This is a genomic window from Balneola vulgaris DSM 17893 (assembly GCF_000375465.1).
Taxonomy (GTDB): Bacteria; Bacteroidota; Rhodothermia; order Balneolales; family Balneolaceae; genus Balneola; species Balneola vulgaris.
In genome coordinates, this window is the sequence record NZ_AQXH01000001.1 from 652,757 (window position 1) to 678,810 (window position 26,054).

Below are 26,054 nucleotides of genomic sequence, written 5' to 3' on the forward strand. Positions count from 1 at the left end.
AGCTCGCAGCTACAACATGCTAAAATGAGAATGTATGATTGTATTTCAATAAGATGGAACGCGCTTGTAGATACGGTAAATTTGGTAAACGAGGGTCGTTTTGTACTCGATCGGTGTAGTTCTGCTCGTTTACAACAATCCATAGATCTTGCCCCTCACTAAAGTTGTAACGGAAGCGAATATTTGCTCCAACTAATTCAGCCACATTACTATACTGCAAAAATGTACTAAGTGTAGCTTTTTTATTGAAGGCAAACTGTCCTTTAAACTGTGCTAGGTGTGAAGTAAACTCCGTTTGATCACGACCTTGGCGTTCTGGGAACGACAAATGAGTAATTCGGTAACTACCGCCTAACTCGAGTTGTTTTGATACAAAAAATCGTGGGCTTAATTCAAGCTCACTAATATTCCCATCATAAATGGTCCCTGTATTCGCATTTATATTTCCACCAACAGTCCATGATTCTGAAAATTGGTATCGTAACTGAATTTTCTCATCCGTATAAGTGCCTGATGGGATGTAAATCTTCCCAATTAAATTAAAATCGTTACCTGCTGGGATATTCTCTTTACCTGTATTGAATTCAATACTTAAGTCGCCATAGTATTTGAATTTTCCTTCCCATTGTGTACTAAGGGTTCGCCCTTGAATCCCTTTCGTAAAGCTTAACATTTCATGTTCAGAGTTATAAAATCTCCCGTAGTAAAAAACTCGAACTCCGGTTCTTCTAAACACAGAGTTTTTACCTGATACCCAACCATAACTTAGGCGTGCAAACTTTTGAGAAGTACCGCCAACACGAACAAAACCTAATGACGGTCTCAAGTCATCGGCCATTCTATTAAATGTAAACTGATAACCGAAGCCAGTGCTACTTGTGCTTCTTACGCCAAAACGTATAGCGCTAGTTTCTTTAAAATCATACCGGTCCTCTTTAGGAATACCATCGTCTATAGATTGAGCCATTTTAAATTCTACAAAATGATCCCCTACCGTATTCACATCCCCATCAAAACCATATACGATGTTTGAACTACCGTCAGCGCCTATGCGAGAAGTAAAGATTCCACCCATATAGCTTCGCTGATTAAGCACCGATTTTCTAATTCGTAGTACTCCAAAATTCTCCGATGGTAGGTTATCTGAATCAGCTGTTTGCATATTGATCATGCCGATGTCTAAATCCCCTACTCTTCCCGTTAATCGAGCACCACCCAATATCCGAACGGGATTACCTGAGCTATCGAGACCTATTCGACGACTATAAAAAAGACGATCTCGTCCAAAATTGAAATCGAAGATGGATGATCGTTGTTGGAAAAATTGTCTCTTCTCAGGAAATGAAAGTGAAAAGCGCGATAGATTTAACTGCTGATCATCGGCTTCAACCTGAGCGAAATCGGTGTTCACCGTTACATCCATTGTTAAGTTGGAAGTAAGATTGTATTTCAAGTCGAAACCAACTTCTTTTTTAACATCATCATTAAAATAATAGGCCGATGAATCACTTTTCAGATTGCTCATGGTATTTACGCCACCGAGAACATACGGTGTAAAATAGAGAGGCTTCTTCGATTTGATCCCTTTAAGCACTACATCTTGAGCTTGACTAGGCTTAGCATTTCCAAGTCCCCAGTTTGGAGGAATACTAGGATAGATATGGCGCTCATTCGCACTACTAATCCATCTATAAATAATTATTCCCATTTCAGTTACGTCGTCTTGTACTTGAACGCCTATACTTGAAAATGGAATGCGCATTTCAGCAAACCAACCCTTTTCGTTGCGCACCGTTTCAACATCCCAAAAGGTATTCCAACTTCCGTTGATAGCACTTCTACCACCACCAAAATCTGCGTCGTTAGATACGGCCATATCAAAGCGAACTCCATCTGGGTTGGTATAGAACCAAGTTGCATTTTGATTGTCGTTAAAACCATCAATTACTACTCCGAATACATCCCCCTGGCTATATTTATCCCTTGAAAGTGAATTCGTAGTGATAGTACTTGGGTCGCTGGTATACATTTCACCCGAAACGTATAAGTAGTTTTCGTCATAGGCGACTCTCATCAGTGAAGTCTCACTCATTTCGCCATTAAACACGGGTTCGTATTGCACCACGGGTAATGCGGGAATAGCTTGCCAAGCTTCTTCGGTTGGCATCCCATCTAAAGTAATGGGGGTACTAATTCGTGTAATTTGAACTTTATCCTGACTTTTTGCTGAACCTTGTACTATCAGCAAAACACCCAAAAGCCCTATAATTTTCTTGATCAATGTTCTATAGCTCCAATATTTTTTAGCCTAAGTAAATAAGCATTCAGAACTTTTATCTGGACTAAACGAAGCCTTTTTTTCGAATTTTTACAAGCTTAAATTTTAAACCAAATCTAGTTTACAGTGTTCAGAACAAAGATTTCAACTACTTAAATCCCTAGAACCCAAATGTATGATTATACTTCAGCAATATGGATCCACTCTGCATCATAGGTAAATCTGGCATTCCAAATGCTCGAGGGTCTCTGTTTGTGTAAGACGTTTCATTCAGAACTATCCATAAATCTTGGCCTTCTCGGAAATTATATCGGAATCTGATGTTCGCTCCTATTAACTCTTCCACGTTACTGTATTGAATGAAAGCACTGATCGAAGCTTTTTTATCAAACGAAAATTGACCTTTAAATTGACCTAAATGAGAAGTGAAGTCGGTGGTTGTGCGCCCGGCTCTCTCTGGGAACCGAAGGTCTGTCAATTTATAACTCCCTCCTATTTCTACTTTTCTAGATGCGTAAAAATAAGGATTGAATTCAAATTCAATTATATCGCCATCATAGAAGGTTCCTATTCCTCCTCGAATGTTCCCACCAAACTTCCATGTTTCTGAAAGTCGGTAAAGTATTTTATACTTATGATTTGAATAAGTATCCGATGGAATAAAAATCTTACCTAATAAATCGAATGATTCCCCAATAGGTATATCCTCTTTGGTAAGCACCAACTCCATACCTAGTTCTCCAATCTTTTTGAATTTCGACTCCCAGATGAAGTTTGCACTTCTACTTTGCAAACCTTTCTCGTATGAGAAGAATTCATGATCGGTATTATAGAATCGGCCTACATAAAAAGCTTTTAGCTTATTTATGGTGAACATAGATTCTTCTTTGGCTAACCAGCCATATCCTAAAGTGAGGTATTTCTGAGTAATGCCTTTTATGCGAACAAAACCTAACTCTGGCCTAAAATTTTCGGCAGTTCGTGTATAGGAAGTCTGATAGCTAAAACCTGTTTCCGTTAAACTTCTCACTGAAACACGAAGCATTGACGTTTCATCGAAGTTGGTTCGCTCTGCAGATGGCAAATCACTGTCAATGGATTGAACTGCTCTTAACTCCACAAACTGGTTATCGAAAGTATTGATATCGGTATCAACACCGTATACAACATTGCTATTGCCATTGGCCCCAAGGCGAGAAGTAAATATCCCTCCTAAGTAAGACCGATCATTCAAAACAGTTTTCTTTAAACGAACAACGCCAAAGTTTTCGGAAGGTAAATTCTCACTATCGGCTGTTTGGAGGTTCATTACTCCAATATCCAAGTTACCCACACGGCCTGTAACACGCCCACCTCCTAATATCCGAACTGGATTTCCTGAACTATCTAATCCAATTCTACGACTGTAAAAAACCATATCACGCCCGATTAGGAAGTCATAGATACCAGCTCGTTGCTGAAAAAATTGACGTTTTTCCGGAAAAAACAATGAAAACCGTGATAAATTTAGCTGTTGGTCATCGGCTTCAACTTGAGCAAAATCAGTATTAACGGTAACGTCTAAAGTTAGATTCGGAGTTAAATTATACTTTGCATCAAAACCCAATTCGAGTTGAGTATCATCTTCGTAATAGTACTCATTGTTTGTAGCATCATACTCACTGAGCCTTTTCACTCCACCCAATACATACGGCGTTACATACAACGGATTCTTTGCTTCGAGTCCCTCTAATTTAAAATCTTGGGCAATTGATGGCTTTGCAAAACCCATCCCCCATTTTGGTGGAATGTCTGGGAATACATGCCGTTCATTTTTACTGGCAATTAATCGATACATGATGATGCCCATTTCTGAGATGTTGTCTTCAACTTGAATACCAATACTGCTAAATGGAATTTTCATCTCAGCAAACCAACCTTCATTGGTTTTAGTAGTAGCTACATCCCAAAATGTATTCCAACTGGCATTCCTCGAACTACGACCACCCCCAGATGAGGCATCATTCGAAACTGCAAAATCGAATCGGGTTCCATCAGGATTAGTGAAAAACCAAGTCGCGTTTTGATTGTCATTAAAGCCATCTATTACAATTGCGAAAATGTCATCTTGGCTATACTTATCTCGAACTAAGGAGTTCGAAGTCATATCGTCTATGTCGTTGTAATACAGCGCGCCGCCAACATATAAGTAGTTATCATCATAGGCGATTTTAAAAACCGTTTTCTCCGACATCTCACCCCTATACACTGGTTCATATTGAACCACTGGATATGAGGTTATGCTTTGCCAAAATGATTCATCCAGTACACCGTCTAAATTAATTTCCTCGTTTATTCTCGTAGGTTGCTGTGCCCATACATCACCTACACTAATAATCAGAATGATTAGTGTACATCCAAAAAACTTTCCCAATTGTTCCTCCTAATATTGTTAGCTACCAAGTAGATAAGAAGACGAACACGATTTTTTCTATTTCCAGTAAATTTTTATCTATTTTTTACACCCTAAATAATCCACTATTAGTAGTTAAAATCTTAATAATTCACACCCTATTTAAAGTAGTTATATGTCTGAATACCAAGCGATTCCAAGTTTCGATGATCTAAAAGTAGCACATTCTATTATACAAGATCATGCACATGTAACTCCAGTTTTAACTTCAAAGGCTGTGAATGAGCGAGCGGGCACATCCATTTATTTTAAATGTGAAAACTTTCAGAAGGTAGGAGCCTTTAAATTTAGAGGAGCTTGTAACGCTATCTTTACACTTACAGATGAAGAAGCAACCAAAGGCGTAGCCACACATTCCTCAGGTAATCATGCACAAGCTGTAGCATTGGCTGCAAAAATAAGAGGGATAAAAGCCTATGTGGTTATGCCAAAAAATGCTCCTAAGGTTAAAGTAAACGCCGTTCAGGGCTATGGTGCAGAGGTTACATTTTGCGAACCAACATTGGAAGCTCGCGAAGGCACTCTAAATGAAGTAGTCGAGAAAACTAACGCTACCATCATCCATCCCTACAACGATAGTCGAATTGTTGCTGGACAAGGAACCTCAGCTATTGAATTTCTTGAATCTCACCCTGATTTAGATACTATTATAACTCCAGTGGGCGGTGGCGGATTATTAAGCGGCACTTTAATTGCAGCTAAACACATAAATCCGGCTATTAAGGTATATGGTGCTGAACCTGAAATCGCAGACGATTCTTACCGATCTCTTAAAGCTGGAAGTATACAACCTGTTTTAAGTACTGCTACTATTGCCGATGGACTTAGAACTCAGATTGGAGCCCTTCCCTTTTCAATCATCAAAGACCATGTGGATGATATCATTACTGTTTCAGAAGCTGACATTATTGAGGCTATGAGATTCATCTGGGAACGAATGAATATGATTATTGAAGCTTCTTGTGCGGTTCCAGTAGCGGCCGTCTTTAATCATCCAGAAAAATTTAAAGGTCAACAAGTCGGCATTATTATAACCGGTGGCAATGTTGACCTTGGAAATTTACCATGGTAAAAAATAACAGTACCCTTTAATTATCTTAAGGGGTACTGCTTTTAAGAGAATTGATTTTAGCCTGAATGCGGTCTTTCCAACGCTGATTCGAATTCATTTTTAGAGCTTTGCTATAATGCTTAATAGCCTTCTCTTCCATTTCAGCCAATTGATAGATTTCTCCCATGTTGTAGTGGGTTCTCCATTCGTCACCAAATTTATCGCCCATTTCTTCGGCTAATTCCAAACCTGCTGCATTCTCGCCTGTAGCCAGTAACAACTTCGACTTCATGGTCATGGTTTGAACATTTTTTTCCATCTGCATAGCACGATCGGCCCATGCTAAGCCTTTTTCCATCTTATAACTATTGTTCAGAGTATACTCCGCACCTTGGTACCATCCATGCCATGAAAAGGCGGCTAAGCTTCTCAATTGATTTTCTATATGAGCAAAGGTCTGCTCCTTCGGTATTTCAACGCGGAATGGTATTTTCTTATGTGCCCATTTAAGTGCGATATCAACCGAGGAAGCGGTATAGTTATCGAATGAAAACTTCATCCACTCATATTTACTATCCATATCTTTGGGTTCTACACGGATTCTAAGGGCATCTTCACTTTCATCGTAAAAGAAACTACCCCATCCTTCTGTAAAGTGAGAGAAAATAAGTACCCATTCATTTTCGCTTGGAATGGTATGAAGGGCATAGCTTCCTGCAGCAATCGGTTCTCCATTAATCAATACATCATCACTAAAAGAGACTATAGTATTCTCATTTGCTCCGGTACGCCAGATTCTTCCATATGGCACTAAGTCGCCCCAAACCTTGCGCCCTTTTACCGCTACTGAGCTATACTCAAAACTAATTTTGGTGTAACCAATAGTTATACTTCTTGTTTCTTTAGGACTCACTTTTGGCAAATCAAGCGATACTGGTAATTGCGCAAATGAAGGACTTGCTAATAGTAACACCAGAAACACTGGTAGTAGATATATTTTTTTATTCATAGCAATACTCATAGTTGAATCGTTAGTTATTTTGAAGATGTCATCTTCTATTGTAATAGATTTTATGATGAATATCCTATCTGATTTGAAACATATTGTTCCATCTAGTCGTCTTTCAAGAAAATTTTTAGGCATATGGCACACCGTAGATATAAACCATCCAAACATAATGAACCTGACTTCGACTTGGATCTTTACTTAGAAGAACAAGCAAGACAAGGCGACTTCGATCATACTTATGCTTCACAAGATGAATTCGAAGAACCTACTACCAAACGGAATCTTATTGCAATGGGTCTATTTTTAGTTATCCCTGCAGTTTGGTTTTTTAGTACACTATTTGGGGTAAATGAAGAGGCGATCCCGACTCGATTTACTACCGCCCAAGCTCCTACAATTAATATTGAAATTCCCGACATAGAAATTCCAGATATCGAAATACCTTCTATTTCATTTCCTGCCGAGTTTGCTACTCAAACCACTTCAAATCTAAATATCAGCTATACAGAATATCTTGAGGCCCTGAATGAACTAGGTTATCTCGATGATTTTGGTAGCAGTTCAAGTCTTCGTTTATACAATAATAGCGTACCTGTTGATTATATAGACCGTTTAGGGAAAGCAGGATTACTTAGTACATTTGGAAGCAGCTCCATTTCTATGCTTTATCAAAATGAAATTCCACTAAGTTTTTTATCTGAACTAAAAGAGGCAAATTTATTAGATAATTTTGGTGGATCATCCATAATAAGGCTATACAGAAATGAAGTACCTGTTAGTTATTTATCAGAAGCTCAAGAAGCTGGGGTTTTAAATCAATTTGGCAGTTCATCACTTTCACAACTTTATAGAAACGATGTACCTGTTTCATACCTCCTTACACTAAGAGAAAAGGGACTTTTACCAAATATGTCTTCTTCATCCATAATTGCAGCATATAAGTTAGACGGAAATTAAAATGGCTAATCAACGCTTTAAAAATGATCTAAAAAAAAACGATTCAGATTTCGATTTAGATTCCTATATCGAAGAGCAATCTCACCCGGCATCTGAGAATCTATTTGATGAAGCTGAAATTGAAAAGCAACCAAGCACAAAGAGAAATATCATTGCATTAGCACTCTTTGTATTGCTACCAGCCTTTTGGTTTTTTAATAGTGATCCATTTTCCGTATTCGGCGACGACACCAATACAATTGCTGGCAGTGGGCAAAATATGATTGCTCCACCACCTCCTCCACCACCCATCCCAAGTGTAGATATTCCACAGTTTAATACCTCTGGTGAAGCTATTTCCTCAAGTTATCTGGACTATCTCCGTGAAGCTACCGATAAAGGCTACACCAACTATTTCTCAAATACTGGTATTCAAACACTATATAATTCTGGGGTTCCACTTTCTTATCTGGGTGAAATTGAAGAAGGTGGTTATTTGGATAATTTTTCCTATTCAGCGGTTATAGGACTGTACTCAGGTGGGGTTCCTGTTGCTTATCTAACGCAGTTTCAAGATGCAGGTATACTAGATACATTCAGCTATTCTGCCATTATTGGTTTTTACAATGGAGGAGTTACCACAAGTTATATCAACCAATTCCAGGAATCTGGTTATATGGATCGGTACTCCTACTCGGCCATCATTGGGTTCTATAATGGTGGAGTTACTACCGGTTATTTAGATACTATGAATGAGGCTGGTTATCTAGACACCTTTTCATATTCTGCCATTATCGGATTGTACAATGGCGGGGTAACTACTAGCTATCTAGATGATTTAAAAGAGGCTGAATATTTAGATAGATTTTCATTTTCATCCATCATTGGCATGTATAATGCTGGCGTTCCTGTAAGTTTCATTAAGGCACTTGATGAACGCGATATATTAGATGATATGAGCTTCACTGATATCATCATGGCTTATACCACCGATAATTAATGTACGTTGTTCAAATCTCGAAACTGTAACTCATAAAGGTGGCTGTACAGGCCACCGAGTTGTAGTAACTCTTGATGCCCACCCTTTTCAATAATCTTTCCTTTATCTAATACTAAAATGGTATCCGCATTTTGAATGGTTGATAAGCGATGAGCAATAACAAAAGTAGTTCGGTTGTGCATTAATCGGTTTAAAGCTTCCTGAACTAATGATTCTGATTCCGAATCCAGCGATGATGTAGCTTCATCTAATAGTAGGATCTTCGGGTTTTTTAAGATCGCTCGCGCTATCGCAACACGTTGACGCTGCCCACCACTTAACTTTACGCCCTTTTCACCAATTAAAGAATCATAGCCATCGGGCATCTCCTGAATAAAATCATGTGCATTAGCAGCTTTAGCAGCCGCTTCAATTTCCTGATCGGTAGCTTCTAAATTACCATATCGAATATTGTCTTTAATAGAAGTACTAAATAGGTGAACCTCTTGCGGCACCATCGACAAATGTTCTCGATATCCTTTTACTTTAAGTTTAGAAATTGAATTTCCATCAAGCTTGATGTCTCCATCTTGGATGTCATAAAATCGAGGAATTAAGTGAAGTAAGGTTGTTTTACCAGCACCGCTTGGTCCTACTAATGCGATGGTCTCTCCAGCTTTCGCATGAAACGATATATTCTTTAGAATGGGGCGATTGGGTTCATATTCGAATGAAACCTTTTGAAATTCTATTTCACCTTCAACATTCTGAACATCTTTAGCACCGGGAACATCTTGAATCTCAGGAACTTCCTCCAAAAGCTCAAAAATTCGTTCTGATGCCCCAGCAGCTGAATTAACTGCGGTATATAAACGAGATGTTTGACTTATAGATCGAGAGATATTCAAGGCATAGAATATAAAAGCTACTAAATCACCTGCAGTTAACCTTCCTTCTAAAACTTCTTTTCCACCATACCAAAAGATCACTACGAGTGTAGCCATAAATAAAATCCCTACGCCCGACCAGAACAATTCGCTCAATACTACTTTCTTTCGAACGGTAGTAAACAATCGTTCAATAGCAGAGTTATACCTCTCTACTTCAAAGTCTTCTCTAACAAATGCTTTTACTAGCCGAACAGCCCCCAGTGCATCTTCAGCTACCGCAGTTGAATCGGCGAGATCATCTTGGATTCCTCGAGACAGCTTCCGAATCTTTTGCCCAAAATATCGTGTGGCAATGGTTACAAATGGTACAGTTACAAAAATGACTAAGCTTAATCGCCAGTTTAAGGCAACCATCAAAGACACAGATCCTATTAAAGAAAATGAGATGGTAAGTAATTGAGGTAGAGAATCTGTTAAGGCCGTGCGAATTGATCCAACATCATTAGTAAGTCGCGAAGTAATTTCACCCAATCTCCGATCTGCGAAAAACCTAAACCCTAATGTGTGAAGATGACCATATACTTTTTTTCTCAGATCAGTTACTACACGTTCGCCTACCCACTCTAAATAATAGTTACCTAAGAAGCCAAATAGTGCCTGAAGGGTAAATAGAAGAATCAAACCCATGGCTAAGGTATTCAATAGAGAGGCGTCTCCTTTATCGAATACAGCATCTAATAATGCTCTAAGACCTAGAGGTACTGTTAACCAAATAGCCGAGGCTATTAATACAACAACTGTAGCAAAATAAAACTTTGCTCTGTAAGGCTTACTCAGAGCAAAAATCTTAATCATTGTATCTTTAAGTGACGATATAGATGGTTTAGTATCTGCTTTTATATTTTTCTCTTTTTCTGCCATCTATCATCTAATGGGCCATTTCATAAAACAGCCTATCTCCCAATTGTTTATTTATGAGCGACATAAATATGGTGAAAATGTATGTAAGTAAAATGAGCTTTTTTGCACTCAATTATGTATCTACTAAGAGGAGTTAAATTCATCATAATATTATGGATATTGAGTTAATCACTTGGATTTTTATTGGTGGAGGTCTGAGCCTAATGCTACTTGAATTGCTCATACCATCTGGGATGGCCTTCTTACTAGGGTTAAGCGGTGTGTTAGTTGGTTTGGTTCAACTGCTTGGATTTTTTGAAGATCCTGTAAATGCGGTAATGGCTTGGTTATTCACATCCGTCGCACTTACCATCGCGGTTCGACCTGTTATAAAAAAATATTTTCAAGGTGAGACCTCTTTTAAGTTCGCCGATGAAGACTTCGAAGCCATGGATCAAATTGTAGAGGTTGTTGAACCACTTAATGATTCTACAAATGAAGGTAGAATTCGATTTCAAGGCATCTCATGGCAAGCTCGAACAATTGACGGAGAGGTTCCTGTGGGCGCACAAGTTCGCATTAAATATCGCGACAATACAACTTGGATTGTTGAGCCTGTAACACCTATTTCACCCACTTCAAATCAACAATTAAAACAATCAAACGAGGAATAATATGTTCTGGACTCCAATACTTATTGGTCTAGTTGTCTTATACTTTATTCTTACACGTCTATTCATCATCGTAGAGATGCGAGAAGAGGTAATTCAAGAGCGACTAGGTAAATTTAAAAAGAACCTAAAACCGGGTTTTCATTTTCTTGTTCCTTTTGTGGACCGCCCCGCCTACCGTCGAGAAATGCGTGAACAGGTGCTAGATGTACCGAGCCAAACTTGTATCACAAAAGATAACATTGAGGTTGCTGTAGATGGTTTAGTGTATATCAAAGTGATGGATGCGTACAAAGCTAGTTATGGTATTTCAAACTACCAGGCAGCGGCCATCAACCTTGCGCAAACCACTATGCGAAGTGAAGTAGGTAAAATCACCTTAGATGACACCTTTTCGGAACGTGAGAAGATGAATGAAAATATCGTTCGTGAAATTGATAAAGCAGCCGATCCTTGGGGTATTAAAGTTCTTCGATACGAGATTAAAAATATTCGTCCATCGAATGAAATTGTAGATACCATGGAAAAGCAAATGGAAGCAGAACGTGAAAAACGTGCTGAAATCACACATTCTGAAGGATTTAGACAAGCTCGAATTAATGAATCGGAAGGTGAACAACGTAGCCAAGTATTATTATCTGAAGGGGCTCGACAGAAAAGAATTAATGAGGCAGTTGGTAAAGCCAAAGAAATTGAATTAATAGCCACTGCTACTGCAAATGGTATCAATAGAATTGCTGAAGCAATGAAAAAACCAGGTGGTGAATTAGCGGTGAAAACCAAACTTGTTGAGCAATACATAAATCAGTTTGGCCAAATTCTTAAACAAAGTAATATCTCAGTTCTTCCTACTGAAACCGCCAACTTGAAGACCTTTTTTGAAGGGGTTGGTAAAGTAAGTGACCACACAAAAAGTAATGAATCTAAAGAGGGTAAGTAGTTATGGAAGTCATTGAAATCATGGAATTGGTTAGCCAAGCTTTAGTTGGCTTATTTGCATTATATCTCATTTTTAAAGTGATAAAGTCACTACGACTCGTGCCTAACCAATATGCCTACATCGTAGAACGCCTTGGTAATTACCATAAAACGCTTGGGCCAGGTTTCCACGCTCTTGTGCCCTTTGTAGATAAAGTGGTGTACAAGCAAGATTTGCGTGAGGAAACGATAGAAGTTGAACCTCAAGAATGTTTCACTAAAGATAACGTTAAAGTTGAAGTAGATGGTGTTATCTACCTCAGTGTTATGGATCCAGTGAATGCCAGTTACGGAGTAACGAATTACCGATATGCCGCTATTCAACTAGCTCAAACAACCACTCGTTCAGTAATCGGTTTAATGGATCTAGATCAAACGTTCGAAGAACGCGCTTTTATGAGTAAAGAGGTAGTTAAAGTGCTCAGTGAAATGGAAATTCCGTGGGGAATCAAGGTTCACCGATATGAAATCAAGAATATTTTAACTCCAAGAACAGTTCAAAATGCCATGGAAAGGCAAATGACTGCAGAACGTGATAGACGTGCTGTAATTGCGAAATCTGAAGGGGTTAAAGGCTCTAAAGTAAATGATGCAGAAGGTATAAAAGCTGAAATTGTGAATATTTCGGAGGCTGAAATGCAGCGCCAGATCAATGAAGCTGAAGGACAGGCTAAAGAGATTGAAGCTATTGCTGAAGCAACGGCTATATCCATCGAAAAAATAGCTGAAGCATTATCTCAACCAATGGGTACAGAAGCCATGAAATTAAGGCTTTCAGAAAAATACTTGAATACCCTAGAAGGCTTAGGTCGTAATCAAAATGATATCATCTTACCAAAAGATATCTCAAGTTATGACGCCGTAATGGAAGGTCTATCCTTGGATGAGTTTAAACTAACGGCTAAGAAAAAAACCACCTAGACTCATTTAGTACTAGTAGCTGGTATAAGTTTTACCTTCTTCTAGCATTAAAATACCTTCTTGGGTTCGAAATTTAACAGGGAGTGTGGTATAACCGCCTCCCTGTTTTGCTTTCTCAACCGAAAAGTGCAAATGTGGTCCTGTTACATATCCTGTTGCTCCCGAAAATGCTATATGCTGACCTGCCGCCACCGTATCCCCTAGTTTCACGATTACCCCATCTTGTTTTAAGTGGCTATAAGTTCCAATGGTACCATCACTATGTAGGATGCTCACATGATTAGCATACTCTCTAAATTCGGGATCATTTTTCCCCACGTTATATTTCTCCGTGATTTTAATCACTTTCCCTGCTCTTGCCGCTAATACTCTGCTACCCTCTGGCATATTAAAATCTAACGAATAGCGCCCATCTCCTTGATGTGAAAATGCACCATCATAACCTTGGTCTAAACGATAGCTCTCTCCCCTTTGGTAAGGCAATCTGTACGCAAATTGATCGTCGTGCTTTGCAAATATACTACCCATATGATAGGAGTAATTATAGTTTACCCGCCAACTTTTCGTTTTATCAGTAATAGTTAATTGAGCTACTTGGCTTTGGCTACGCCCAGGTAAGACTATGGTAAGTGGATTTCTTCTTGAGCTCGAAACATTGGTCAGATCCATCTTGATATTTAAGGTCACCGGGAAGTAATTACTATTTTTGGCAATTACAACGGCACCATTTTGAGCTTCTTCGTGATAAACAAGCACTGATTGCGACTGCTGAATCTCAAATAAACTAGCGATAAGGAATATGAATGCGATGTATTTCATAGTTGAAATCTACTGCTTAATACAATTATTGTTCATTAGCATTTCTTGAGATTATATTCCCACCTATGAACATACTCATACTATATCTTCTACTATTACTGGCTACCATCAAGTTCAAGGAATTGGACGATGATGCACTCGCTCATAAAATCAAAGAAAGTGATCATAAGGCTTTCAAAGAATTCTTTGATCGATATCATGCATATCTCCTTAATTTTTTATTAAAAAGAGGCACTCCTGAGGAAACTGCACAAGATTTAGTTCAACAAGCTTTTGTACTTATTTGGGAAAAAAGAGCTGAAATTGACCCTGATAAATCAATCCGATCTTATTTATTCAGAATTGCATACACACGCATGCTGAATGTATTTAGAGATGAGAATAAATTTGATAAATCAACACCTATAGAGGCTTCGGTGGAACCTGAGGAAGTTGAAATCGCAGGTGAACAGAAATCTGTTACGATCAAAAATGCGATTGAATCAGCGATTCAACAAATGCCTACAAAGCGCCAAGAAGTATTTAGATTATGCTATATACAAGAGTTCACCTATAAGGAAGCAGCTCAAGTATTGGATATTTCTGTTAAAACCGTTGAGAACCATATAGGACTGGCTTTAAAAGACTTAAGAGCTCAATTAAAGGACTTAAAAGAACGAATTTAAAATAATTTGAAAATTTTTTAGGGGGTGCTTTCATCCCATGTGTAATAAGGGCAAACAACAAATGTCTTTAACACAAACAAAAGGATTAAGTCATGAAAACGATTAAAAACCTATACAAACTAAGTTTAATTGCAGTTCTACTAGTTAGTTTTGCAGCATGCTCTTCAGTGAGTAACGAAATAGAATCACTATCTGATGAAGATATAGCGATGGCAGCCCAAGTGGTATCTGAATCGATGTCGAGTGAAAACTCTGGCGTAATGAGTAGTGTATATGATGCCGTATCTAATGTAGACGAAAGTGGTATTGAGTATGGCGATAAAGCTAAAGCGGCAAACGACCCAACCGACCGCGGACATGAATCGAGCTACTCTTATACATACGACGAAGCTACCGGTTTGCACACCATTTCTTACAACAGAAGTGCACAGCGTGGTGAATTCAGCAAGAGTGTTTCATTAGTAAACACCTACATCTTCAAAACACCAGAAGGTAATTTCATAGCTCGTCCACGTGCAGATCGTGATTCTATTGAAAGCATCGACTTCACTGGAAACAAATCAGGTTCGCATACACGTCCACATCGTTCATCTGAATTTGCTCGTGCTGATACTTTTGCAGTAAGCGGATTACATAGTACTAGCTCAATCGTAACAATCGACGGTATTCACTACGGTGAAGGTTCAGCAAGTGGTACTTTAGAAGATGGTACTCAGGTATCTAGAAGCTTCGCAGTAAATATTGAGCTCGACAACGTTACTATTGATAAAGACTCGGTAGCCACTTATAGTAATCTTGAGCAAGGCGTTAATGGTACCCTGAACTATAGTGTAGCATTGAACAAAGTAAATGGCGATAGAAGTGAAGAAAAAGTTGTTGAAGGAACTATTGAGTTTGTAGGCGACGGAACTGCACTACTACGCTTTAAGAAAATCCCTAAAATCATTCGATTCTCTCTGAAAGACGGAAGTACTGATGAGGAATAAGGAAGATAACCTAACCTAGATAATGAATAGCAGGCTATTGAAGTAGCCTGCTTTTCCTATACAAGAACCATGAACACTTCAAAATTTTTACCAGAATCAGACCTCGACCTAAAGCTTGCCAAAGCCCTTGGTAAAGCATTGGAAAGTGACGAAGGTCTCAGCTCTGTACAAGATCCCTTGCTACAAGAGCTCGAAGTGTTTAAACGTTCATCTATAAATGAGGTGCTAAATACCTCTGAGCGTGATAGCCAAACAATGTGGGCTAATATTGAGCAGCAAACAATAAATCAAGCTAAGACTTATCAAGCCGCTCCTGTACATACCTTAAAGGCTAGATCAATCAACTATAGGATATGGGCCACGGCTGCTACAGTAATAATTGCTGCATTTATAGGCATTTTCTGGATGACTACTCAACCTACTATGGTACTGAAAGGAGAAAGTTTTGCTCAAATAGAGCAAGTTACTCTGGAAGATGGATCTACAGTTACTCTTCGTCCATATTCTAAATTATACTCCACAGATAACAACCCAACGAATCGAGCTTATACCATTGAAGGGGAAGCATTTTTTAATGTTGTAAGTATGCCAGAGCATCCGTTTTCAGTAGAAAGTATACACGGCACAGTTACCGTGTTAGGTACGAGATTTAATATGAGCACGTGGGGAGAGGAAACCCTTGTGTACCTTGAAGAAGGATCGGTACAGCTAAATTCGTTATCAGATCAAGAACTTATTTTAAAACCGGGTGAATCGGCCAAATTAAAGACCAGCGGAAATATTGAATCACTTGAAAGCACTTCTGCTACTTTCCTAGATTGGATGAATCAAGTACTTGTGCTTGAGCGAACGCCATTGGCTTCTGCATTGAATGAAATTGAACAGCACTATCAAATCAAAATAACCTTTACTGACAGCGCGTTGGAGAATGAGCTTATCACAGGTTCTATTGAACTCAGCACTGTAGATTCTACATTGCAGGACCTTGGGATTATCTTAAACGGTACCTTCCGCCTTACAAATACCGACGAATACCGCTTCATCTCTCTTAACTAGCTAGCTTATGCGGTTATTTATCATTCTTTTTATTGTTGGTATTCAGTTACTATTAGGCACTGTTAGCAGGGCACAGGCCCAATCCACCAATGTTTTAACGGTTATTAAAGAGATTGAAAAAGAATCCGCCTGGAAGTTTCTATATCGAGAAGCACTTGTTGTTGATATTAAGATTCCCGCGAAAGAATATACCATAGGCGAGCTTGAACAAGAACTCAATAAGGCGTCAATCGGACTCCATATCGATGAGCAACGAAATAAGATCCTCTTGTTCAAATCAACAAGTACTCCTACTTCTACTAGCTTAAGCGTTCAAGGCTATATTGTGGATGCTTCCTCAGGTGAACGCTTACCTTATTCTACCATAGCTTGGTATAAAGATGGACAAATTACTGGGGTCAATTCTGATGAACAGGGCCGGTTCGCTATCAATATTGAATCTCAACAACTAGAAATAACGCTCTTATTCTCCTATGTTGGTTATCAAACCGAACAAGTACAATTAAATACTGAGGACCGATCAAATTGGACTGATTTAACTGTTCGCCTCACAACACGTCGTTATACTGGTAAAGAGATTGTCGTAAAAGGAACTTCTCTCTTCTCTCCTGCTGATACCGTGTATCAATCATTAATCAAGACGGGCTCATTTAGCCCACTTGGTGATAATAACGCGATACAGTCATTACAATCTCTACCTTCTGTACTATCGGGACCTGCTGTGAATGATGGCTTAAATGTGAGAGGTAGTTCCTCTGATGGTTTCCGAGTGATATTAGATGGATTAACCATGTATAACCAAAGTCACTTGTTTGGACTTCTAGATGGCTTAAATGCTCATATACTGCGAAGCAGTGGATTCTTTTATGATGTTACACCAGCTCAATTTAGAGCCCCATTAGGAGGTATTTTATCATACACTACTAAAACAGGTAGACTTCAGAACTACAATAGCTCAGTTGGATTCAGTAATACGGCTATCAGTACCACTCTAGAAGGTCCATTAGTGAAAGGAAAGAGCAGTTTCATTGTATCAGGTAGGCACTCCTACATTGATGATATTGACTGGATGAATAATCAGAACATCATCAAATATGGCTTAGATATTGATCGCCCCTATTCATTTAAAGCAGATACCATTGCCAAATATTTCAATCGAAATTTAAACCTACTTTCTACTGATGCTTCCTTTTATGATGTTCATGGAAAGATGTATACCGAATTTAAAAATGGAGGGCAATTATCCTTAAGTGGTTATCTCGGCCATGATGAAGCACTTCAAGAATACGAAAGAGGACCAAAAAGCAACCGATTTCAGTTTGAAACATCTAATGAGTGGTCGAATAAATTACTAAACCTCCATTTGACACTTCCTTTAGCAAATAATGCCAGTTCATTAACAAGCATTGGATTTACTGATTATTATGCGAGCTATTTCAAAGAAGATTATCGCTCACAACGCGTTGAAACTACGAATGGAAATAGGACTATCATACGTCTTGAAATTCGACCTCTATCGCTGGAAAACGATTTGCAGGAATTTAACGCATCTCAACGGTTTCATTACCTAACAAGCTTTGGCAGTTTTGAATTGGGAAGCTCCTACAGTGATTTCCAACTTGAATACACCGAATTAAGACTTGAAAACCGATCTTTCCGAAGTAAAAGAACCAGTCAACTATTAGACCTATTTACGCAACTCGATTTCAACCAAATTGAAAACGCACAGCTTAATATTGGGGGTCGACTTCATTACTTCAGTAATGGGCAATACCTAAAATGGTCGCCTCGAATTAAAGCTCAACTTTTTCCTGAATCGAATTTCTCATTTGGTCTTGGATATAGTACAAACTACCAATTCCTTCATCGTCTTGATTTCTTAACCATAAATAGCACTGATTTTTGGATTATGTCGAACGAGGAACAACCACCCTCATCGGTAGACTATTACACCATAAATTTTCGCCTACGCCCTTCTCCCTATTACTACTTTCAAATTGAGGGTTATGTGAAGCACTTTGATAATCTAAGAATTCACACCTTATCTGAAGGAGCTATATCAGCATCATTTAGTGAAGCTGAAGTCCCATATTTGTTTAATAACACGGGCGAAGGAAAAGGCTTAGAGGTACTACATAAGTTCACTCATCACAAAGGCAGTGTTGCAGCTACTTATACCCTTTCTTCTATTGAATTGGAAAATATCATGCTAAATGAGGGCGCACCCTTTCATCCAGATTATGATCGGACACATCAGCTTACAGTGATGAATGATTTTACGATTGGTGAAGGATGGAAATTATTTAGTTCATGGACTTATGCTACAGGCACCCCTAACGCACTAGCCATTTTAAGAGATGAAAGTGAAAGCAGAATCGGCGACTATTCGAGGGTAGATTTCTCATTAACCTATACCTACCAAAAGAACTTCGAAGAACGATTTGAAGCTGCTTTTTCAGTGTATAACGTCTTAAATCGAAATAATCCGTGGTACTCTCAGGTTATTGGCGGTGTAAGCACTGAGTCAGGTGATATCGTTACTGGTAGTGCCAGCGTATTCGATTTAGGCATACAACCGTCCTTCAAAATTACTATTCATTTATAAGCCACACTTGCGCTAGGTATTAGCTTATGTTTAGATAATTTCTATTTTGGAAGCTTCAAACATTCATTTATCTAGACTATGCTTAAACGTTTATTTGCCACTTCGGCCTTACTAATTTTTGTACAAGGGTTTGTATTTGCTCAAACAGCTACCCTCGAAAAAGTTCGAAATTATAGGATGAAACATGAAGCGAGAATCATTAATGATTACAAGAAGTTATTAGAGATTCCGAACGTCGCTTCAGACATCCCAAACATCACCAAGAACGCTCGCTATTTAATCAGTGAGTTTGAGAAAAGAGGCGCAAAGATGGAGATGCTTACTTTACCCGGGAAACCTGAAGTGCCTCCTATTGTATTTGGTGAAATCAAAGTACCTAATGCTACCCGAACTCTAATCATTTATGTGCATTATGATGGGCAACCCGCAGACCCTAAAAATTGGACGCATAACCCTTGGGAACCTACTCTTTATTCTACATCGATGGCAGAAGGTGGCAAACCCATAGATTTCCCAAAAAATGGTGAATCCGTACATCCTGAATGGCGAATTTATGGACGATCAGCTTCAGATGACAAAGTCCCCTTTCCTGCTTTACTCACGGCACTTGATGCCCTTCAAGAATCTAATATTGCTCTTACCTCCAACATAAAATTCTTTTTCGAAGGTGAAGAAGAAGCCGGTTCCGATTATGTAGGGGAATACTTAAAAGCCTACAAAAATAAACTTGATGGCGATTTGTGGGTTTTCCTTGATGGACCTAAACATCAAAGTGGTAGACCTCAAGTAGTTTTTGGGGTTCGTGGTGTAACGGGTATGGAGATTACTGTTTACGGTCCCCAGAGACCCCTACATAGTGGCCATTATGGAGGATGGGCGCCGGTTCCTGGCCAAATCCTAGCTGATTTATTAGCAAGCATGAAAAAACCTTCAGGTGAAATTCTTATTAAGGATTTCAATGCGGAAACAGCTCCCATCACTTCCGCCGATAAAAAAGCCTTTGCCACTCTCCCTGACTATGATGCTGAAATTCGATCTGAACTTGGGTTATTAAACAGTGAATTTGATAATCGCGCGCTTATTGAGAGCTACATGTACCCAACACTTACCATTAAAGGATTAAGCAGTGGCAACACAGGCCCCTTAGCTAGAAATGTCATACCTACACAAGCTGTAGCTTCCATAGGCATGCGACTTGCTAAAGGGAATGATCCTCAGAAAATGCAGGACAAAGTAGAAGCTCATATTCGTGCTCAGGGGTTCCATATAGTTCGAGAAGACCCTGACATTGATACGCGCCGTAAATACGCTAAAATCGCTAAAGTAACGCGCAGTAGTGGTTACCCTGCGGTTCGCACTCCTATTGATAATAAATGGGCACAACAGATTGTACAGGCCATTGATCAGGTAACAGAAGACGAAGTGATACTATATCCAACTTTTGGAGGGTCTTTACCCCTTTTCCACTTTGAACAAATTATGCAGAAGCCGATCATTATTGTTCCAATTGCTAACCATGATAACAATCAACATGCACCTGATGAGAACATCAGAATTGGCAATATCTGGTATGGAATAGATATATACACATCCATATTAACTATGGATTAACGGTTGTTTTACATTATTTAAATTTTTGATTCGACTCTATTGCATTTACAAAATCTTTTAAGCATTCTATACCCATATGCTACTATGGTAAGAGCCGTTAACTAACCGGCTCATATCATTAAGCGTAGCTGTAAGCGGAAGGGCATGATTGTTTCGATGCAATCCAAACTATGATCAGCTAAACTTATTCTCTCTTAAGTCTTTCGACGTTTATATATATGCTACTATGTAAATGAGAATAATTTAGAACACCTCATGTTGTTTGCTTTTCTGCTTACACGCTCGCTTTTAATCCAATATTTATTGACATAAAAAAACCCGCGTTGATTCCTCAGCACGGGTTTTTTATTGGATTAGTTTTAGTGTTTACTTCACTTCATCAAGTAACACTTGAATAGCACGCTCTAGCTGTTGATCTCTTCCAAAATCAATCACACCAGGCATATTCTTCACTTTAATTTGAGGTTCGGTTTGAAGGTTTTCCATCCAACGTCCCGATTTATCTTTTGCACTTACAGGAACTACTCCCCATCGTGTGCCATCAGGGAGTCCTTCCCAGCCTGCAAAACTACAGGTTCCAGGTGTAGGCATTCCTAATGTGATACCAATTTCTAAATCCGTATAACCTTGCGCATAACAATGCCCATCTGAATAATTACTTTCGTTGAACATGGTTAAGGTAGGCTTCGTCCATCTTGAAGTTGGCTCCCCTCCTACAACTTTATCTTCAGTTGCGTAAGTGATAAAAGGCTCTCCGGTAAAGAACATGGCTAAATCGGCCACTAAATCACCACCACCATTAAATCGTGTATCAACAATTACCGCTTTACGGTCGAAGTATTTACCCATCATTTCTTCATAAATACTACGGTATGGACCATCACTCATTCCTGGCACATGCACATACCCAAGCTGCCCATTACTTTTTTCATCTACTTCTTGAGCATTTTTATCGACCCATCTTCTATAAAGAAGACCGCGCTCTGCACCTAAAGAAATAGGTTTTACAGTAATCTGCTTTACGTCCTTACTTCCAGGAGCCGTAATATCTAGCAAGGTGAATTTATTCGCTTTGCGATTTAGGTATTGAGCTACATCTCTATCTTTAGAAATTGTAACTCCGTCAATTTTATGAATAATCGTACCCGGCTTTATATCAAACTTCGCTTTATCTAGCGGTCCGCCTTTAATCACTTCGGCAACTTTTATTCCATCTCCTTTATGGTCGTAATCCATAAAAATACCAAGGGAAGCGGTCGCATCCGCATTAGGAATACTGGTTCCGTATCGAGCTCCAGCATGAGATACATTTAGCTCACCAAGCATTTCAGAAAGCATTTCAGCAAACTCATAAGAATTACCTATGTGCGGCAGATACTCTTTGTATTCGCGGTATAGCATATCCCAATCGTTGCCGTGGAATGTTGGCTCATAGAATATATTCTTAGTACGAATGTATACATGATCAAACATATACTCTCGTTCAGCTATAGCATCATATTCCATTTCACCAGAAATACGAATGCTTTTGTTCTGCCCTTTAGCAGGGTCAATCTTAGAAATACGTCCACCACTTAGCAGATATAAATTCTCTTGTTTCTTATCCCACATTAAACTTCCAGAGCCTGTATTTAACTTAAGCGCCATTTTCGTTTCACGTGTTCTTAAATTGGTTTCCCATAGGTTCATACCTTGCTCAAAACGAGCCAAGTAATACAAGGTCTCCCCATCTTTAGAGAGAACAGCATCCCCTAGGCTACTCGAATGAATAGTAAGACGTGCCGTTCGATCTTTCATGTCGTCAAAGTCGAACTCTAAAGCTTTTACTTCGTCTTTCTTTTCTTTCTCATCCTTCTTGGAATCCTCTGTATCCTCCTCTTTTTTGGATGCTTTCTCAAGCTCCTTCATGAGTTCAAAATCTTCTTCACTCATGTTGAATTTATCCCACGCATCTTGAGTGAAAAACATGGCATAAACATCGCTTTGAGTGCTACCACTGGTGGCGTAGCTTTTTAAACCATGACGATTGCTAACCCAAATCATCTGCTCACCGCCATTCACCCATTTTGGTCTATAATCTCTATAACCACTTTCGGTTAGGTTAATGCGTTCCTTCCCATCAGCCGACATCAATAGTACTTCGCTGTTGCTAAGTAATTTACTCCAACCAATCAGTAGCCATTTACTATCAGGGCTCCATGTAAAGTATTTATCCCCGTCACGCATGTGGAATAAATCTTTAGGAGTTAGCAAATCGGTTGTTTTCTTAGACTTTAAATCCATCACACGCAGCGTTCTTCTTCCTGCGATATATGCTATCTTCGACCCATCAGGTGAATAGGTAGGCATATAATTGTCTTCATTGTTCTCTAATACAGCTTGCTCTTCAATAAGTGTAGCCGCATAAAAGAAAGGTTCTTCCTCCCTTACTTTCTCCGCTTTATAGATACTCCACTTACCATCTCTCTCGCTGGAATAAACAACACTCTTTCCATCAGCAGTGAAGGTTACAAATCGTTCTTGATACGGTGTATTCGTAATTCTTTTTGTGAATTTACCATCTGTTGATGTCACAAATACTTCGCCACGAGCAATAAAGGCAATCTCTTTTCCAGATGGTGAAACCGCCATTTCTCTAACACCACCATTAATAGTAATGAAGCTATCTAAGTTCTTTTTCAGTGGCGTGCGGATAATGATATCTACCTTCTTAGGTTTTTCACCTTCGCGCATTGTATAAAGTTCACCATCATAACTAAAGGAGAGAATTCCTCCTCCCATACTTAGAAAACGAACAGGATGAGTATCAAAATTGGTGAGTTGCTGATTCGTTGATGGGTTATCGATAGACAACTTGTGCACGTTAAAGCTTCCACTTTCTTCACTTAAGTAATACAGAGATTTTTCATCTGCACTATAAATTGGTTGACGATCCTCGCCTTCATATGTAGTAAGCATCTTGTGCTCACCTTTTTTCATATCATAAATCCACAGATCACGAGTAATGGCAGATTCATGATGCTTTCTCCATTCATTCTCCCCACCTTTTTTATCGTGATATACCAACTTAGTACCTGCTCTATTCACTTGTACATATTCAGCAGGAACAGTAAATACTTGGTCTACACGGCCACCTTCAACAGGTACGCTATAAAGTTCTGGCTGTGAACCTGTTGGATATTGACGATGCGTTGCAAGATCTTGTCGAACCGTTCCGAATAGGATATTTTTATCGTCATGGGTGAAGCTAAAAGGCGATTCATCATTCGAATGAAACGTTAAGCGCGTAGCCTCTCCACCTTCAGCGTCGATTGTATAAATATCAAAATTGCCGTAACGGTCGGATGCAAAAGCAACTTTTTTACCGTCTTTGCTCCACACTGGCATGTAATCATGTGCTTCATGAAGAGTAAGTTGCTTCGCCTCTCCACCTTTCGAAGACACTGAATACAAGTCTCCTTTATAAGTGAAAACGATCGTATTTCCATCAGGAGATATTGCAGAATAGCGCGCCCACTTCGGACTCACTTGAGCCATCCCTGCAATAGAAATCCCAATAAATAAAAATGATAGTAGAATTCTTTTCATAGATACCCGTATTAATTGTTTAGATAGGCTCGGAATGTATAAAATTTTGATATACCCTGTATAAATCACAGATATTTTTACATCTATTCGAAATCATTTGAATAGCAGACTACACTTAGGCACAGCAAATTCATATTCTATCATATTAGTTGTAACATCAATTAGATTACTTAATCTATTGATGACTGAATCGCATATACACACTTTCCAATTAGATGTCCGCTAAAACATACTTGCTGAGCTTTTTCATTTTCTTAACTCTTACAGCTTGCTCTGACACAGTGAAAATTGTTGGAGATAAAGAACCCGATGGATTGAACTATGCATTACGCTTTTACGGGAATGGGTCGGCAGCCCCAGACAAAGATCGGGTCAAGATTCAGGTTGATGATCCTAATAATTCAGAAGCGGGCCCTGCTAATGATGTTGGTGCTGAAAACTTTACCATTGAGTTCTGGATGAAAGCCAGATGGCAAGAGAATACAGCTCCAACTACTTCATGTGGTTCTGGAAATGGATGGATCAATGGTAATATGATTTTAGATCGTGACCGATATTCTCAAAGTCGAGCTTACGGTATTTCACTCGCAAATGGCCGAATCGTATTTGGAGTCCGCGGCACCAACTTAGAGGAATACAGCCTATGTGGATCTACTTTTGTACTCGATAATCAGTGGCACCATATTTTAGTACAACGTCGGCGATCAGATGGGATGATGTGGATTTTTATAGATGGACAGCTAGAATCACAGTACGAAGGTCCACTTGGTGATATCTCCTATCCCGACGATGGAGTTCCAGGAAACCATTGCAATGGTGCATGTATAAACAGCGATCCATATTTAGTTATTGGTGCAGAGAAACATGATGTAGGCCCTGAATATCCGGCTTATTCTGGTTGGATTGATGAACTTAGAATCTCAAATGCTTTAAGGTTTAATAGTACCTTCAATCGACCTTCGACGGAACTTACGGTGGACAATTATACAGTAGGCATGTTTCGGTTTAATGAAGGTACAGGAACTACTCTAAGTAATGAGAGCAAGATCGATTCCACTAAAGGTGTGATTCATTATGGTGGGAGTCCAGCTGGACCAAAATGGGACCTGTCAACTATTCCTATTAGCAACGAATAATTAAAATTAACAACTTTTACTTAACTATTTGTTTTAGAGAAGCTATATTCGGCTAAAAACTATGAAAAGAACCGTTAACACCTTGCAATTAATAGGCTTGGCTTTACCCCATAAAACGGTAAATAGTAACGGACAATCAGGTATTGATTGCGGTGCACATTGGCAGAAATTTGAAACTGAGCAGATCCCATCGCTTATTTCAAACAAGGTAAATGAAAGTATTATTGCGGTGTATCACGATTATGAAAGTGATCACACTTCTCCATTTTCATACTTCATTGGATGCTGGGTAGAAGAAGGTACTACCGTTCCCGAGGGATTAGATTCACTCCAAATTCCAGCTGGTATATATCATAAAGTCGAAGCTCAAGGAGTACTTCCAAATTGTATAGCTGAAGCTTGGCAGGAAATTTGGAATTCTGAGATCCCTAGAACTTATACCTATGACTTCGAAGTATATGACGATCGTAGCCAAAATTGGGAAAATGGAATCGTAGATATTTACTTATCCATTAAAGAATAA

Annotated in this window: 19 protein-coding genes; 13 read left to right on the top strand and 6 right to left on the bottom strand. The window is 39.0% G+C overall.

Features of this window, described 5'->3' with window-relative positions; translation table 11 throughout:
• Positions 1 to 19: 19 nt before the first annotated feature.
• On the bottom strand, positions 20 to 2,281 hold the full coding sequence (locus B155_RS0102915; RefSeq protein ID WP_018126746.1) for a carbohydrate binding family 9 domain-containing protein: 2,262 nt from the start codon (positions 2,279 to 2,281) through the stop codon (positions 20 to 22).
• A gap of 157 nt (positions 2,282 to 2,438) precedes the next feature.
• Positions 2,439 to 4,691, bottom strand: a complete 2,253-nt coding sequence (locus tag B155_RS0102920) for a carbohydrate binding family 9 domain-containing protein (RefSeq protein WP_018126747.1) — start codon at positions 4,689 to 4,691, stop codon at positions 2,439 to 2,441.
• Between the two features lie 154 nt (positions 4,692 to 4,845).
• Here B155_RS0102920 and B155_RS0102925 point away from each other — a divergent pair, with 154 nt between their 5' ends.
• Positions 4,846 to 5,802 (top strand): pyridoxal-phosphate dependent enzyme, encoded by a 957-nt coding sequence (locus B155_RS0102925; RefSeq protein ID WP_018126748.1) that lies wholly within the window; start codon positions 4,846 to 4,848, stop codon positions 5,800 to 5,802.
• A 25-nt stretch (positions 5,803 to 5,827) separates the two neighbouring features.
• Here B155_RS0102925 and B155_RS13520 read toward each other — a convergent pair whose 3' ends face one another.
• Complete coding sequence (locus tag B155_RS13520; protein ID WP_169331265.1) at positions 5,828 to 6,790, bottom strand: DUF2911 domain-containing protein; 963 nt, start codon at positions 6,788 to 6,790, stop codon at positions 5,828 to 5,830.
• A gap of 135 nt (positions 6,791 to 6,925) precedes the next feature.
• Here B155_RS13520 and B155_RS0102935 point away from each other — a divergent pair, with 135 nt between their 5' ends.
• Positions 6,926 to 7,747, top strand: coding sequence for a hypothetical protein (locus B155_RS0102935; protein WP_018126750.1), 822 nt, complete (start codon positions 6,926 to 6,928; stop codon positions 7,745 to 7,747).
• 1 nt (position 7,748) lies between these two features.
• Positions 7,749 to 8,726 carry a hypothetical protein gene (locus B155_RS0102940; RefSeq protein ID WP_018126751.1) on the top strand — a complete coding sequence of 326 codons (978 nt, stop codon included), beginning with the start codon at positions 7,749 to 7,751 and terminating at the stop codon, positions 8,724 to 8,726.
• Here B155_RS0102940 and B155_RS0102945 read toward each other — a convergent pair.
• On the bottom strand, positions 8,723 to 10,516 hold the full coding sequence (locus tag B155_RS0102945) for an ABC transporter ATP-binding protein (protein ID WP_018126752.1): 1,794 nt from the start codon (positions 10,514 to 10,516) through the stop codon (positions 8,723 to 8,725). The genes B155_RS0102940 and B155_RS0102945 overlap by 4 nt on opposite strands.
• A gap of 152 nt (positions 10,517 to 10,668) precedes the next feature.
• Here B155_RS0102945 and B155_RS0102950 point away from each other — a divergent pair, with 152 nt between their 5' ends.
• From B155_RS0102950 to B155_RS0102960, 3 genes are read left to right on the top strand one after another with little or no spacing between them, the layout of a single operon-like run.
• The gene (locus B155_RS0102950; protein ID WP_018126753.1) at positions 10,669 to 11,169 is read left to right on the top strand and encodes an NfeD family protein; all 501 of its coding nucleotides are present in this window, start codon (positions 10,669 to 10,671) and stop codon (positions 11,167 to 11,169) included.
• A 1-nt stretch (position 11,170) separates the two neighbouring features.
• A complete protein-coding gene (locus tag B155_RS0102955; RefSeq protein ID WP_026167158.1) occupies positions 11,171 to 12,106 on the top strand; it encodes an SPFH domain-containing protein in 936 nt (311 codons plus the stop codon).
• Between the two features lie 2 nt (positions 12,107 to 12,108).
• Positions 12,109 to 13,065: an SPFH domain-containing protein gene (locus tag B155_RS0102960; protein ID WP_018126755.1), complete on the top strand. Its 957-nt coding sequence runs from the start codon at positions 12,109 to 12,111 to the stop codon at positions 13,063 to 13,065.
• Positions 13,066 to 13,077: 12 nt separating this feature from the next.
• Here B155_RS0102960 and B155_RS12835 read toward each other — a convergent pair whose 3' ends face one another.
• Positions 13,078 to 13,884, bottom strand: coding sequence for a M23 family metallopeptidase (locus B155_RS12835; protein WP_018126756.1), 807 nt, complete (start codon positions 13,882 to 13,884; stop codon positions 13,078 to 13,080).
• A 65-nt stretch (positions 13,885 to 13,949) separates the two neighbouring features.
• Here B155_RS12835 and B155_RS0102970 point away from each other — a divergent pair, with 65 nt between their 5' ends.
• The 5 genes from B155_RS0102970 (at position 13,950) to B155_RS0102990 (ending at position 20,807) form a co-directional block, all read left to right on the top strand.
• Complete coding sequence (locus B155_RS0102970) at positions 13,950 to 14,549, top strand: RNA polymerase sigma factor (protein ID WP_018126757.1); 600 nt, start codon at positions 13,950 to 13,952, stop codon at positions 14,547 to 14,549.
• A gap of 92 nt (positions 14,550 to 14,641) precedes the next feature.
• Positions 14,642 to 15,535, top strand: a complete 894-nt coding sequence (locus B155_RS0102975) for a hypothetical protein (protein WP_018126758.1) — start codon at positions 14,642 to 14,644, stop codon at positions 15,533 to 15,535.
• A gap of 69 nt (positions 15,536 to 15,604) precedes the next feature.
• Entirely contained in the window at positions 15,605 to 16,591 is a 987-nt protein-coding gene (locus B155_RS0102980) for a FecR family protein (RefSeq protein ID WP_018126759.1), read from the top strand.
• Between the two features lie 7 nt (positions 16,592 to 16,598).
• The gene (locus tag B155_RS0102985) at positions 16,599 to 19,196 is read left to right on the top strand and encodes a TonB-dependent receptor (protein WP_018126760.1); all 2,598 of its coding nucleotides are present in this window, start codon (positions 16,599 to 16,601) and stop codon (positions 19,194 to 19,196) included.
• 78 nt (positions 19,197 to 19,274) lie between these two features.
• Positions 19,275 to 20,807, top strand: a complete 1,533-nt coding sequence (locus tag B155_RS0102990; protein WP_018126761.1) for a M20/M25/M40 family metallo-hydrolase — start codon at positions 19,275 to 19,277, stop codon at positions 20,805 to 20,807.
• A 366-nt stretch (positions 20,808 to 21,173) separates the two neighbouring features.
• Here B155_RS0102990 and B155_RS0102995 read toward each other — a convergent pair whose 3' ends face one another.
• Complete coding sequence (locus B155_RS0102995) at positions 21,174 to 24,395, bottom strand: S41 family peptidase (protein ID WP_018126762.1); 3,222 nt, start codon at positions 24,393 to 24,395, stop codon at positions 21,174 to 21,176.
• A gap of 215 nt (positions 24,396 to 24,610) precedes the next feature.
• Here B155_RS0102995 and B155_RS12840 point away from each other — a divergent pair, with 215 nt between their 5' ends.
• Both B155_RS12840 and B155_RS0103005 read left to right on the top strand, forming a co-directional pair.
• Complete coding sequence (locus B155_RS12840) at positions 24,611 to 25,531, top strand: LamG-like jellyroll fold domain-containing protein (RefSeq protein WP_018126763.1); 921 nt, start codon at positions 24,611 to 24,613, stop codon at positions 25,529 to 25,531.
• A gap of 61 nt (positions 25,532 to 25,592) precedes the next feature.
• Complete coding sequence (locus B155_RS0103005) at positions 25,593 to 26,054, top strand: GyrI-like domain-containing protein (protein ID WP_018126764.1); 462 nt, start codon at positions 25,593 to 25,595, stop codon at positions 26,052 to 26,054.